This window comes from Ruania albidiflava DSM 18029, from assembly GCF_000421225.1.
Taxonomy (GTDB): Bacteria; Actinomycetota; Actinomycetes; order Actinomycetales; family Beutenbergiaceae; genus Ruania; species Ruania albidiflava.
Window position 1 is genome coordinate 1 of record NZ_ATWL01000017.1, and the last position, 13825, is coordinate 13825.

A 13825-nucleotide genomic window follows, 5' to 3' on the forward strand; every position below is an offset into this window, starting at 1 on the left:
CTGATGGCACCGATGGTTCTGACGGGACTGACGGTTCCGATGGCTCTGACGGGACCGATGGGACCGGCGGTTCTCAGGACACCGACGACACTGACGGTTCCAACGGCTCCGATGACGCCTCAGACACCGTGACCTTCACCGTGGACGACGCCAGCATCGAGTTCATCCCGGCCACCCAGACTCCGGACGGCGTAGGGGATCAGGCTCGGTTGACGATCACTGTTACCAACAACGCCGACACCCCTGTCGACAGTCTGGTCGTTCGGTCGGACGTTGGTGAGCTGACCTGCGACGCGACGTCATTGGGCGTCGGAGACTCAGCGACCTGCGCAGTGACGTTCACTCCAGCTGACGGGACGAACGCCGTAACCGTCGTGCTCATGGACGGGGCCGATCCGGCGAGGGCGGCGACCTACCAGTTCACCTATCAGCGTCCGGCAGGAAGTGCCGACCCAAGTGGCACGGCGGGAATTTCGGACGTCTCTGACGTCACAGGCGGGAGCGTGACCCCAGTGGGTGGCGGTTCAGTCGTGACAGGTGGGGGCGTCACCGGTGGATCCGTTGTCACAGGCGGGATCTCTCAGATCAGCGGTCCGAGCGATAGTTCCGTTGGTGTCTCCCCCGTTCAGGTGGAGTCGCTCTCGGAGCTTCCATCGACCGGTGACAGCAGCTGGGCGCTTGCCGGAATCGCGGCCATGCTGATCCTGGCTGGCCTGCTGCTGCGGCGTCGAGCAGCGACGCACTGAGCCAAGACCCTGGGAGCCCCGGGCTCGTCTCATTCTGAGGTCGGCGGCTTGTGAGGTCTTTCGTGCCAGATGGCCGACGCACAAGTATTGGAGTGATGTCAACCATCAACAAGTGATTGTCAAAGGCATCCCTTGAAACCTCTGAGGGACAACTGATTCCACGAACGACGCGATCTTTTGGTGGCAAGAAATTCCAAGAATCGCAGTATCGAGAATGGAGAAGAACATGTCATCCAAGACATGGGAACGCCAAACAGGTGTTCCGGAGCACGAACAGCAAGGAAGGAAGCTGTCGCCGACACTCACCCGGCGGACAGGTCGCGCGATGGCGTCCGTGGCTGTGGCTGCGGCCGCGAGCGTAGGCCTGATGTCCTCAGCGATGGCAGCACCAGACGAGGAGGCGGACGCCCAGCTGGTCAGCGCCACCGGGGCTGACGCAACCGATGGTGCCCATGCTGAAGGGCAGCATGGCGGGCATGGAGGTGACGGTGCCGCCGACGGAGACGGGGGCGGCCATGGAGGTGGCGGTCACGGAGGCCATGAGGGCGGCGGCGACGCCTGCACCTTCTTCTTGGACCACATGTGGGCCAACGAGGATGGCATTCCGCTGATCGGGACCTTCTCTCACTTCAATGAGTTCCACACTGATGACACCTATGAGAATCTGGTCCTCTCGCTGGCCAGCGGTGCCATTGGTAACTCAGACATGCCAATCATCGATATCTACGGTGGCCCGCTGGGATGGATCCCTGTCTTCAACCCTTCGCATGTGAAGGGGCACGGCACGGATTATGTGACCCTGCTGACATCTTGTGGTGGCATTGGTATCCCGCTGGACACGAATGATCTGACAACTCTGAATGTGCCGTCGGTTGAAGAGCTGGCCGACCTTTCAGACCTGATCATTCCCGGGCTGCCGACACCAGAGATGCTCACGGACCCCACGTACATCTGGGAGACGACGGACGCGTCGGACATTCTGGACCGACTCGATCCAGAGACGCTGACCAATCTCAATGACTACGTGACGTTCGCCGGCGACCACGTCGACATCTGGCGACTGCTCTGGGAGACCGCGCTGGAGAGCGTCTCGAGCGGGAACCCCACTGAGATCCTCGAGGTCCTCCAGATCACGGAGAACATTCACACCCTGGAGTCGCTCTCGGGCGTCCTCGGTGGAGACAGTGGCGACGGTGGTCTGCTCGACGGGTTGCCGACCGGTGACCTGGTGGGCGACCTGCCGGTGCTGGGCGGAGAGCCGAGCGATGGTGCCGATGGTGCCGATGGCGCTCCTGGTGACGTGATCTTCTCGGTGCAGGAGGCTGTGGTGGAGGTTATCGCCGCGGCTGACACACCAGAGGGGGTGGGCGAGCAGCTCACCGTCACCATCCCGGTCACCAACGATGGCGAAAGCACTGTCTCGTTGGCTGCGCAGTCCGATGTGGGTGAGATGACCTGTGAGGCGGAGACGCTGGCTGCTGGGGGGTCAACGACCTGCTCGGTGACTTTCACCCCGACGGAAGGCGAGAACACGGTCACGGTGACATTCACCGATGGCACGGACGACGCCACGGCCGCCTCCTTCCAGTTCGAGGTCACCTACACCGCGCCGGACGGCTCTGACGGCTCTGACGGCTCTGATGGTTCCGACGGGACCGATGGCTCCGATGGAACGAGCGGCCTGCCGACCGATGACCTGTTGGGTTCGTTGCCCACGGGTGACCTGGTTGACGGTCTGCCGACCGGCGACCTGCTGGAGGGCCTGCCCACCGACGGTTTGCTGGACGGTCTGCCGACCGATGACCTGTTGGGTTCGCTGCCCACCGATGACCTGCTGGGTTCCCTGCCGGTGCTCGGTGGCGGCTCGGACGACAGTGGTGACCCTGAAGACGGTGCAGGCACGCCGGTCTTCACCATCGACCAGGCTGTGGTGGAGGTCATCCCGGCCGCCGACACTCCGGAGGGTGCCGGTGAGCAGGTCCAGATGACGATTCCGGTGACCAACAACACCGGGAGCAGCATCACGCTGGGCGGTCAGTCCGATGTGGGTGAGATGACCTGTGGCGCGGAGACGCTGGCTGCTGGAGAGTCCACCAACTGCTCGGTGACGTTCACACCCAGCGAAGGTGAGAACACGGTGACGGTGACGTTCGTCGACCAGGCGGACAGCTCCAAGTCGAGCTCCTTCGAGTTCGCACTCACCTACAACGGCACCGATGACACCGAGAACGACGGCGGTGACAACGGGAACGGCGGGAACGACGGTGGTGACAACGGTGGCTCGAACACCGCGGACTTCACCGTGACCCAGCCGAGCGTGGAGGTCATCCCGGCCGCCGACACTCCGGAGGGTGCCGGTGAGCAGGTCCAGATGACGATTCCGGTGACCAACAACACCGGGAGCAGCATCACGCTGGGCGGTCAGTCCGATGTGGGTGAGATGACCTGTGGCGCGGAGACGCTGGCTGCTGGAGAGTCCACCAACTGCTCGGTGACGTTCACACCCAGCGAAGGTGAGAACACGGTGACGGTGACGTTCGTCGACCAGGCGGACGACTCCACGGTCACCTCCTACCGGTTCGTGTGCAACTACTCCATGCAGTGAGAACCGGCGCCGGCCACTCCTCAGGCAGGTCCTGAGGAGTGGCCGCCGCAGGGCCGCCTACCGAAGGGCCGATCTCGGTCCAGACGCGGCGGGTCTGCGGACGGATGACCGACCTGTCGGCGGTGCTGGCTGATGTCAGTGCCGCCGACAGGCGGATGCGGATCCAGCGGGGTTGAGCCGGCGGTTCAGTGCCGTGCGGGAGGAGAGGGAGAGGCAAGATGAGGACACAACGGACCAGGCGGTCCGCGCTCGTGGCTGGCGGGACGCTTGCAGTCGCCGCCGGACTCGTCCTGGGAGGCGCCGTTGCTGCGAACGCGCACGTGAGCATCGCGGAAGACGCTGTGGAGGCCGGGGCCTACGAGATCCTGACGGTCAGCGTTCCACACGGGTGCGAGGGCAGCGCCACGACCGAGGTCGCAATCCAGGTCCCCGAGGGGATCCAGGCAATCACGCCGACGCGCAACGCCATGTACTCAGTCGAGGAGGTAATGGAAGACCTCGACGCGCCCATCGCCGACAGCCACGGCAACGAGATCACCGAACGCGTCGCACAGGTGGTGTACACGGCCAGCACACCGCTGCCGGACGGGCAACGGGACACCTTCGAGCTGTCCCTGCAGATCCCGGAGGACGCTGCCGGCTCCACGCTCTACTTCCCGACTGTGCAGACCTGCGAGCAGGGCGAGACCGCCTGGGTGCAGATACCTGACGACGGCCAGGATGCCGACGAGCTGGACTCTCCGGCACCGAACGTCGACGTGGTCGCACCAGGCGAGAGCAGCTCTCCGGAGCAGAGCGACACCGCGGACGTCACCACTGAGACTGTCGGTGACCAGGAAGCATCTGCTGCCTCCTCGGACCAGATGCCCCTCGTGGTCACGGCGTTGGCGATCGGCGCCATCGGTCTGGTCCTCGGGGTGGTTGCCCTGTTCCGGGGGCGCAACAAGGCGTGAGGGCTCACCGCACCGGGAGGCACCAGCACAGGCGAATCATCCGGTGGACCCTCGGCGTGGTGGCAGCAACCGTGCTCAGCGGCCTGCTCATCGTCGTGGCAGCACAGACCGCATCGGCACATGCAGAGCTGCTGAGCACCACACCGGAGGACGGTGCCGCGCTCGAGCACCCACCCACTGAGGTGGTGCTGACGTTCAACGAACCCGTACAGCTCGTCGACGGCGGTGTCCGACTGTTTATCGGTGCGGACGAGCCCGTCGTCGTCGATGCGCAGGTCAGCGACACACAGGTCGTCGCGCCCTTCCCCGCCGACGCCGAGGACGGACGCTATGCGCTGAGCTACCGTCTCGTGTCGGCGGACGGGCACCCGATCTCCGGAGCCATCTCGTTCACGATCGGCGACGCCGGTGGATCTGCTCCTGTGCCGGTTGCCGACCAGCAGAGCCCGCAGGCAACCCAGTTGGCGGTGAGCGTGCTGACGGGGCTGCAGTACGTCTCGCTGCTCGTTTTCGCCGGCCTGAACCTCTTCGACCGCATCGTGCTGCGCAACCGTGGCCGCATCGACGCACGGTCAGCACTCGTGCTGCGCTGCACCGGGGCCGGGGCGCTGGTGGCCTCCATCCTGCTGGTGCCGGTATCCGCGCTGAACGTCACCGGCTCTCCGCTCCAGGAGATCATCAGCCCAGCAGCGTGGCGTGCCGGCCTCCTCTGGGGTCCGGTGACCGCCGCTGCCGTCGTGCTCCTGGGTGTGGTCGGAGCGTATGCCCTGGCCACCCGCACGTTTGACCGCAGACAGCTGCACATGCTCCCACTCCTGCCCGCCCTTCTCGCACTCAGCGCACCGGTGCTGGTCGGACACAGCCAGCTCATCGCGCCCCGGGCACTGATGGTCGCCGCCGACCTTGGCCACCTCCTGGTCGGTAGCTTCTGGGCCGGTGGTGTTGTCGGGCTGCTGCTCGTGCTGGCGGCGGCACGCGTCGTCGCCGGTGCACAGTCCGGGCCCGTGCGCGCCGCTCAGATCATCGAGCGGTTCTCCGCTCTGGCCGCCTGGACCGTCGCGATCCTGGCCATCAGCGGCACCATCATGGCGGTCCGGATCGTCGGAACCTTCAGCACGCTGGTCAGCACCGGGTACGGCTGGACGCTCCTGGCCAAGCTCGGGGTGCTCGCACCTGTGCTGGGCATCGCGGCCTACAACCGGTTCCGGCTGCTGCCAGCAGTCTCGGCCCGACCAGCCGGTCATCCGCGCTGGCGACACCTGGTCCGAACACTGCAGTCCGAAGCGGCGCTGCTGGTCGTGGTGCTCATCATCACCGGGTTCCTCACCAACCTCAGCCCCACGCACGAGCACCACGACATGTCGGCCGAGCAGGCCGGTGCTGCCGAACCTGCTTCGATCAGCGCGGTCGGCCAAGGACTCGCGATCGATGGCGTGGTCGAGCCGGCACAGGTCGGTGACAACGACCTCTCCTTCACCCTCAGGTACGAGGACGAACCCGCCACTCCCGAGGAGGTGGCCGTCCAGGTCAGTCTTCCGGAGCACGACCTCGGGCCGTTCGAGGTGAGTCCGGAGCTCGACCCGAGCACCGGTGAGTACACCGCGGAGCTGTCCCTACCAGTCGCAGGTGAGTGGCAGGTCGAGGTGGTTGCGCGGGTGTCCCAGTTCGCCGAACCGATCGTCACAGTCCCAGTCACGGTGCCCTGAACGGCCCCGGATCAGCGGCCATGGGAGTAGGCGCTGGTCAGAGCGCAGAATCAACAACGACAGCAGACCCAGCCACTGCGTGACTCCGGCCCGGCCTCAGCCGAGGAACTCGGCCAGCTCGGCGAGGATCTGCTTCTTCGGCTTCGCGCCGATGATCGTCTTGACCACCTCGCCGCCGGCGTAGACGTTCATCGTCGGGATGGAGACCACGTTGTAGGCGGCAGCAGTCTGCGGGTTGGCGTCCACGTCAAGCTTGCGGACGTGGATCTTCTCAGCGTTCTCTGCCGCGATCTCCTCCAGGATCGGGGCGACCTGCCGGCAGGGACCGCACCAGTCGGCCCAGAAGTCCACGAGGACCGGCTTGTCGGCCTCGAGCACATCGGTGCGGAAGGTGGCGTCGCTGGTAGCGGTGATAGCAGACATCTCAGTTCTCCGATCAGATGGTGGGTCAGCCGACCAGGGCGCGGTCGGCGGCGGCCTCCGCATCCTTGGCGGCCAGATAACGTTCTGCATCCAGGGCAGCCGCACAGCCGGTGCCGGCGGCGGTCACCGCCTGGCGGTAGTGGTGGTCCACGACGTCGCCAGCAGCGAAGACGCCGTCGAGGTTGGTGCGGGTGCTGGGGTGGTCCACGTCGATGTAACCCTCGGCGTTCAGGATCACCTGGTCCTCGACGAGCTCGGTGCGCGGCAGGTGGCCGATCGCCACGAAGATGCCGGTGGCACCGACCTCGCGCTCCGCACCGGTCACCGTGTCCCGCAGGGTCACTCCGGTGACCTTCTCATCACCGTGAATCGCCGCGACCTCGGAGTTCCACGCGAATGTGATCTTCTCGTCCGCCAGCGCCCGGTCAGCCATGATCTTCGAGGCGCGCAGCTCGTCCCGCCGGTGTACCACGGTCACGGTGCGGCCGAACCGGGTGAGGAAGAGGGCCTCCTCCATCGCCGAGTCCCCGCCGCCGACCACGATGATGTCCTGGTCACGGAAGAAGAACCCGTCGCAGGTGGCGCACCAGCTCACCCCCCGCCCGGAGTACTCCTTCTCCCCGGCGACGCCCAGCTCCTTGTACGCGGATCCGGTCGCCAAGATCACTGCGCGTGCGGTGAACTGCTCCCCGTCGTCGTTCACCACAGTCTTCACCGGGCCCTCGAGCTGCACCGAGGTGACGTCCTCGTAGCGCACGTCGGCGCCGAACCGCTCGGCCTGCGCCTGCATCTTCTCCATCAGCTCCGGACCGAGGACACCGTCGGGGAACCCTGGGTAGTTCTCCACATCGGTGGTGTTCATCAGCGCACCGCCAGCGGTGATCGAACCGGCAAAAACCACCGGTTCCAGTCCGGCGCGGGCAGCGTACACAGCGGCGGTGTACCCGGCGGGGCCAGAGCCGATGACGATGACGTCGTGGGGATCGGGTGCCTGAGGCATGGACGGTCCTTCTGCTGAGAATGGCTTACCACCCAGTCAACCACCGGCGGTGGCCGCTTTGTTCCGCGGTCGCCAGGTGTTCGAGCGGGTGAGGTGTTCTGTTGTCAGTTCGCGGTGATCTCGGCGAGCTCGATCCGGTTGCGCCCGTCGGAGGCGGCTTCTGGCAGCTCGGGGAACCAGAGCACGATCGCCTCGAGCTCGGTCGGTTCGGACAAGGTGTAGGTGGTGTCCGGGCCCATCGCGCCCTCGGCGAGCACTTCACCGCCGCTCGGGTCGTCCGGACTGGTGTTGCGGATCTGGACGACGCCGCCCTCACCCTGCACGTCCAAGGTCACCGAGGTCACGGTCGTAGGTTGCTCCAGCATGACGGCGAAACCTAGCCCTGGTTTCATCCCGTACTGGGGGTTGTCGTACCGCAGGGAACGCCAGATCGTGTCCGCGTCGCCGTCGATCGCCTGCTCGGCCAGATCTGCGTTGTCCCCGCTGCCGGTGGACGGGTCGAGGGAGACCGCTTCTTCGAACTCGATGTCGGCCGCCGTGGGCGTCGGGCTCGGCGTGGGGCTGGGGGAGGGCTCCTCAGTGGTCTCCTCCGGTGTCGGTTCGGTGGTCTGCGCAGGCGGTGGCGTGGTGACGTCCTCGGGACGGAAGGAGGTGCGGGCGTCGCGCAGCGACCCGAGCGCCAGGATCAGCGCGAGCACCAGGATGATGATCATCCCGAAGATCACCCACGGGGTCGGGTTGAACCGCTCCCGGCGGGACGGGCCGTCGTCACCTGAACCAGGCAGCATCGTCGCCTCCTCGACCTCCTCGTCGGGGCGAACCCGGTCGATCAGGCCCCGCGCACCGGCCGCAACCTTACCTGCTCCGGCCGCCACTTTTCCGGCGGCTGCAGACAGGTCGTCGGCAAGTGTGCGCGATGGTTCCCCGGACCGGCCGTCCGCCGCCGGCGACGAGGCGGCGGGCAGGTCCCAGCCCTGGGTGGGCGGTACCGGTCGCGCCGGAGCGGAGCCAGCGTGGTGGGCAGCAGACGGCGGGGATCCAGGGGCCGGAAGCACTCCAGCAGGTGGCCCGCCGGCAGCCTCGCCCGTACCGTCGGCCTGCGGGGCGGGGTCGTCCTGCGGTGCCGCGACCACGCCAGGGTCCCCGGCGCTCGCCGTGGGTGCCGAGGTGGCGTCCGACTCCTCGGCTGGTGCGGCAGCACCACCCGGCGCTGCGCCGGTCGGTGGTTCGGCGGGCATCCCAGGTGCAGGGCCGCCCGGAGCCGGTGCTGCGGGTGCGGCGGCACCGGTGCGCAGCCCCCGCCCCGGCGTGGGCAGGATGGCGGTGCCGGCCACGGAACCGACCACGGCAGCCGTACCAGCGCTGCCCCGGTGGGTCGCGCCGTCATCGGCAGCATCCTCTGCGTTACCTGGCAGCGGTTCCAGCCGGTCCCAGGGTTGCAGCTCGCGGACCAGCTCACCGGGGGTGTAGGGACCGTCCTGGTGCGGGCCGAAGGTGACCGAGCAGAGCGTGTCCAGGTCGTGCGGCACCTCTTCGACTACCTCGGCGGGTGGGTGCACCGCAGCGCCGGAGCGCGGAGCCAGCGGCACGCCGGCCGCCAGCGGCTCCTCCCCCGGCCAGGTACCGGTCAACGCGGTGTACAGCAGCTGCACCAGGCCGACAGCGTCCGCGCGTGCGGCAGTGGCCGCGTCCGGTACCTCGATACCGGACTGGGCGGCGGCGAGCGCAAGTCCGGTCACCACCACCTGCCCGTCGTGGGTCAGGTGCACGGACCGGGGGCTCAGCGCCAGGTGGTGCACCCCGCGCTTGCGGGCGGTCTCCAGCGCGGTGGCCGCGTTCCCGACCAGTGCCCGCGCCTGCGCATGCGGTAGCGGCCCGTCAGCCACCAGGTCCGCCAGCGAGGCACCGTCCAGCGGCTCGGTGACCACGTAGGCGACGTCCTCGTGGTTGCCGACCCTGCGGATGCGGGCCAACCGGTCGTCGCGGACCAGGGCGGCTCGCCGGGCCGCGTCCAGGGCCTCCTCGCGGTGGGTACCGGTAAGCACCGTCACCCGCACCGGCCGCTGCAGGATCTCGTCCTGCCCGACCCAGGCGGAGGCATGCGGAAGACCGGTGGCCACCGGCGCGTCCAGCACGTACCGGTCGGCGACCGTGTCCCCGCTCTGGAGGGCGAGCTCAGCGGCTCGGTCCACCCGCGGCCCTCCGTTCCCCGTGTCTGCTGCAACGATCGTCGCCCATATCGTACGCGCGCGCTCGGGGATCCTGAGCCGTCTCGTCAACGGAGACAGCCGGCGGGTGACCGGGGCGAGCATCGCGCCCACCCGTTCGGTGAGCTGGTCCAGCTCGGTCACCCGCATCCGGCGCAGCAGCACGTAGTAGATCAGTGCCATCAGCCCGCCGAGGAGCAGCACCCGGAGCAGGGCACCCAGGAACGAGGTGTGCACGCCCCACAGGTGCAGCAGCCCCCAGCCTGCGGCCATCGAGGGAAGCACGGCCAGCAGCACCCGAAGATGGGTGCGCAGCACTCGGCCACCGTCCAGGTTCGGCAGCTTGCGGCGCAGCGCCAGGTAGGCCACCAGGGCGCCGAGCGTGTTGGATGCGGTCGTGGCGAGCCCGGCGCCGGCCACCCACCAGTGCACCTCGAGCAGCAGGAACGAGGCCAGGCTGCCGCCGATCTGCACCAGCGCCATCGGCACCTGGATGTAGAACAGGAACCGGGTGTCCTCGAAGGCGAAGTACACCCGCTGGGCCATCGTCCACACGGCGATCGCAGGCAGCCCGATGAGCATCGCCACCAGCACGTGCCCGATCGCCCGGTAGGAGGCGAACGTTGCCTGGTCGAACTGCACCACCTGGGTGAGCGGGATCGCTAGCACCGCCAGCGCCCCAGCGGCGAAGATCGTGAACACCGCCAGGGTGCGCAGACCCCGGGAGAGGTCGTCGCGCACCCGGAACGTCTGCTGCCCCGCAGCGTGCTCGGAGAGCCGGGTGAACAGTGCCGTCACCAGGGACACCGTGATCAGCGACTGCGGCAGCATGAAGATGAAGAAGGCGTTGTCGTAGGCGGCGTTGCCGGCGATGGTCGGGTCCACGGCGCCGCCGGTGGCTGCCTCGGTACCCGCCGCGGCCGCCAGGTTGGACACGCCCAGGTAGCCCACCTGCCCGGCGGCGAGCGCTGCGAAGGCCCACATCGCCACCTTGCCCGCCGAGCCCAGCCCGCTGCCGCGCAGCCCCCACCGTGGTCGGTACCGGAACCCGGACCGATACAGCGGCACGACGAGGATCAACGCTTGCATCACCACACCGAACGTGTACGGTCCGGCGAGCATTGCGATCCGGCCACCGTCCCAGGCGTCGGCCGGCACCGCCCCCACCTCGTAGGATCCGTAGACCACCAGGTAGGCCACCAGCCCGGCGATGGAGATCACGTTGTTCAGCGCTGGTGCCCACATGTACGGACCGAAGTTGCTGCGGGCGTTGAGCACCTGCCCGAGCAGTGTGTACATGCCGTAGAAGAACAGCTGTGGGATGCACCACACCGCGAATGTCACCGCGAGCGTGGCCCAGGGACCGTTGCGGAACTCGGCCGCGTAGATCGAGATCAGCAACGGTGCGGCAGCAGTGAGCACCACCGTGACGCCGAGCATGATTGCCCCGGCGACGGTCAGCAGGCGGTTGACGTACTCCGCGCCGCCGTCCCGGTGCCGCATGGCGCGCACGATCTGCGGCACCAGCACCGCGTTCAGGATGCCGCCGGCGAGCAGCATGTAGATGATGTTCGGCAGCTTGTTCGCCACCGAGAAGGAGTCGGCGGCGCCGCTGCCGGTCACGCCGATCGCAGCGATCATCAACGCGTTGCGGGCCAGCCCCAGCGCCCGGGAGACCAGGGTGCCGGAGAACATCAGCGCCGCGGAGCCGGCCAGTCCGGTGCGTGCGGCCATCAGGGTCCGTCCTCGTGCGGGTCGGTGGGCGGGCGGTGGCCTGCCCGGTGGCGGTCATCGTGCTCGTCGGTGGTGGGCGGTTCGGTAGCAGCAGGGCCGTCCTCGACGGTGACCTTCTGCCCGGAGGTTGCGGCGGCTGCGGCACGGGTCTGTGGGCGACCGCGCCGGATGGTGCGGATCAGACCGATGATGAAGCCGATCACCAGCAGGCTGGCCACGATGACCGTGCCGGTGCTCTCCCAGTCGGCGCGCACCCGCACGCTGAACGGCTCCCCGCTGGCCAGCAGCACCTGCCCGCCCGGGGTGAGCACCTCGAAGTGCACGTCCACGTTCCCGTTGGAGACTGCGGTGACCGGGATCCGCACGGTCGTCGTGCTGTTCGGACGGAGGGTGGCGGTGACTTCTTGCTCGGCCCGCAGCCGCGGGTCGGCGGGTACCAGGCGCACGGTCACGTCCGCCGGTACCGGCAGCTGGGACTGGATGCTGATCGGCAGGTCGCCGGCGGCGGAGACGAGCAGCACCGAGGAACCGGACTCCACGGTGAGGGCGGACTGCAGCTGCTGCTCGGAATCGGTGGCAGCCTCCCGGAGCAGCTGCTGGGTGTCCGGGTGGGAGGCGAGCGTCGCCGAGACGGTGCCGAGCACGTTCGGGCCGACGGTGCCCAGGTAGCGTTGCGGGGCGTCGGTGATCGCCACGTGCGCCTCGAGGGTGGACCACACCTGGCTCATCTCCTCGACCGCCTCGTGGTCTAGCGCCGGTTCGGTGGTGGGCTCGGCGGGCACCTCCTCGCGTGGTTCGCTCGAGTCGGTGCGGCCGAGCAGCGAGCGCAGGTTTGTCAGCTGTAGCCACGGGGCGTCCTGCGCAGCAGCGAGCGCCTCGGTCACCGCGTGCAGCCGCTCTGGGTCGATGCCCACGTCATCGGCGGCCACGGCGAGCAGCCCGCGTCCGTCCGAGGGTCGCTCCCGAGTGATGATCGCGGTCTGGGCGAGCAGGTCCTGCCGGATCTGCAGCGGGGTCAGGTCGGAGGTGAACAGCCCGCTCAGCCCGGTGTCCCACAGGGCGGTCTCCAGCGTCCCGGCACCGGTGCTGACCTCGGCCCGCCCGGACGGGGTGTAGGTGATGTCGGGGGCCGGCTGGCTGTCCGCGGGCAGCACCACAGTGTCGACCCCGGAGCGGGCGACGGTGTCCAACGACTGCAGGTCGTAGCGGCTCGGCCACAGCACCTGCTCGATCGGGTGGATGTCGTGGGCTCCGAACAGGTAGCCGGACCGGTCCTGCCCAGCGCGGGCGAGCTGGCTGCCCGCGTCGGTGCTGAGGCTGGCCTGGTCGGCGTCCGCATAGGCCAGGGCGATCAGGTCGTGCCGACCGGACTCGTTCGCCAGCTGGTCGACCAGCTCGGTCCCGGTGGTCGGTGCCTCCGCTTCGTCTGCGGACGACGTCGGCTCCTCCGGGGAGGTCGTGCCACCGTCGTCGGTGCTCGCCTGGGCGGGGTCGGTGCCCGTCGGGCTGCTGGTGCCGGTGTTCTCCTCCGCGGAGGTGGTCTCCTGACCGCTCTCCTCGTCTGCTCCACCGGTCTGCCCGGAGGTGGTGGCATCGCCGGTGGGCCCGTTCTGGTCCTGGTCGGCGGAGGTCTCGTCGGCGCCGGGTTCCACGTCGCTGTCGATCGCGCGGGTGGCGGCCTCGGCGCCCAACGGCTGCGCCTCGAGCAGTGCCGGATCCAGCGCCCAGGAGATGCGTGGGTTGGCAGTTGCCTGCAGCACCGCCCCGAGCCGGTCGGCCGCTGCCTCTGCCAACGTGGTGCCCTCGCTGCTGGCCTCCGTCCACTCCTGGGCGGTGGCGGTCAGCGGCACCAGCACGGACAGCTCGGTGGGTGCGGTCACCTGCTGCTCGTCCGGGTACCAGAGCACTGTGGTGCGTTCGGCCGCCTGCACGTCCCCGGAGGTGGCCTCGATCGCGATCCCCCGGGGGCCCCAGGCGGCACCGGGGTAGAACGGCGACTCCTCGGCGGTGAGGGTGATCTCGTAGCTGTGCTGTTCTCCGGGGCGCAGATCGGTGCCCAGCTGTTGGGCCGCCAGCACCACGGTGATCAGGGAGTCCCCGGAGACGTTCCACGCCGCCAGCGCGGACCGGGTGCTCGGCACGTAGGTCTGGAACCGGAGCCGCAGCACTGGGTCGGAGAGCTCCTCGCTGCCGGTGTTGGTGACGGTGCCGCGGATCACCCAGTCATCGCCCGGCCGCAGCACCGCCGGGGTCATGTCGGTGATCTGCACGTCCATCGACTGCGGTGCCTCGTCCGCATGCGCGGGGGTCCAGCCGCCCAGGACCGTGGCAGCGACCACCAGCCAGGCGACGAGCACGCCGGTGGCGCGGCGTACCCGGCTGAGCACACCACAGCGCGGCCCGCGCGCCGGTGCGGTGCCCGATCGCGCGCGTACGGCGGCCCTCACCGCG

The 13825-nt window shown here is 68.5% G+C and carries 9 protein-coding genes; 4 read left to right on the top strand and 5 right to left on the bottom strand.

Features of this window, described 5'->3' with window-relative positions; all coding sequences use genetic code 11:
• Positions 1-746 (top strand): LPXTG cell wall anchor domain-containing protein (locus K338_RS0115780; protein WP_022919131.1); only part of this gene is annotated, 746 nt, incomplete at its 5' end.
• 373 nt (positions 747-1119) lie between these two features.
• On the opposite strand, the gene K338_RS25695 is transcribed toward K338_RS0115780, so the two are convergent.
• Positions 1120-1389, bottom strand: coding sequence for a hypothetical protein (locus K338_RS25695; protein ID WP_157612540.1), 270 nt, complete (start codon positions 1387-1389; stop codon positions 1120-1122).
• Positions 1390-1608: 219 nt separating this feature from the next.
• Here K338_RS25695 and K338_RS0115790 point away from each other — a divergent pair, with 219 nt between their 5' ends.
• The 3 genes from K338_RS0115790 to K338_RS0115800 all read left to right on the top strand — a co-directional run bounded on the left by K338_RS0115790 (position 1609) and on the right by K338_RS0115800 (position 6010).
• A complete protein-coding gene (locus K338_RS0115790) occupies positions 1609-3351 on the top strand; it encodes a hypothetical protein (protein WP_027286924.1) in 1743 nt (580 codons plus the stop codon).
• A gap of 218 nt (positions 3352-3569) precedes the next feature.
• Positions 3570-4304, top strand: a complete 735-nt coding sequence (locus K338_RS23290; RefSeq protein WP_022919134.1) for a YcnI family copper-binding membrane protein — start codon at positions 3570-3572, stop codon at positions 4302-4304.
• 59 nt (positions 4305-4363) lie between these two features.
• Positions 4364-6010, top strand: coding sequence for a copper resistance protein CopC (locus K338_RS0115800; protein WP_157612542.1), 1647 nt, complete (start codon positions 4364-4366; stop codon positions 6008-6010).
• 96 nt (positions 6011-6106) lie between these two features.
• Here K338_RS0115800 and trxA read toward each other — a convergent pair whose 3' ends face one another.
• From trxA to K338_RS0115820, 4 genes are all read right to left on the bottom strand, one after another.
• Positions 6107-6433 carry a thioredoxin gene (gene trxA, locus K338_RS0115805; RefSeq protein ID WP_022919136.1) on the bottom strand — a complete coding sequence of 109 codons (327 nt, stop codon included), beginning with the start codon at positions 6431-6433 and terminating at the stop codon, positions 6107-6109.
• Between the two features lie 25 nt (positions 6434-6458).
• Entirely contained in the window at positions 6459-7433 is a 975-nt protein-coding gene (trxB, locus tag K338_RS0115810) for a thioredoxin-disulfide reductase (protein ID WP_022919137.1), read from the bottom strand.
• A 104-nt stretch (positions 7434-7537) separates the two neighbouring features.
• Positions 7538-11374 (bottom strand): murein biosynthesis integral membrane protein MurJ, encoded by a 3837-nt coding sequence (gene murJ / locus K338_RS26275; RefSeq protein WP_022919138.1) that lies wholly within the window; start codon positions 11372-11374, stop codon positions 7538-7540.
• Complete coding sequence (locus tag K338_RS0115820; RefSeq protein WP_169579575.1) at positions 11374-13821, bottom strand: DUF6049 family protein; 2448 nt, start codon at positions 13819-13821, stop codon at positions 11374-11376. The genes murJ and K338_RS0115820 overlap by 1 nt, the downstream gene beginning before the upstream one ends.
• Positions 13822-13825: the final 4 nt, after the last annotated feature.

Excerpts from the sequence above, each read along its gene's own strand:
- murJ (WP_022919138.1), bottom strand. The coding sequence starts at position 11,374 with ATGGCCGCACGCACCGGACTGGCCGGCTCCGCGGCGCTGATGTTCTCC.
- K338_RS23290 (WP_022919134.1), top strand. The coding sequence starts at position 3,570 with ATGAGGACACAACGGACCAGGCGGTCCGCGCTCGTGGCTGGCGGGACG.
- trxA (WP_022919136.1), bottom strand. The coding sequence starts at position 6,433 with ATGTCTGCTATCACCGCTACCAGCGACGCCACCTTCCGCACCGATGTG.
- trxB (WP_022919137.1), bottom strand. The coding sequence starts at position 7,433 with ATGCCTCAGGCACCCGATCCCCACGACGTCATCGTCATCGGCTCTGGC.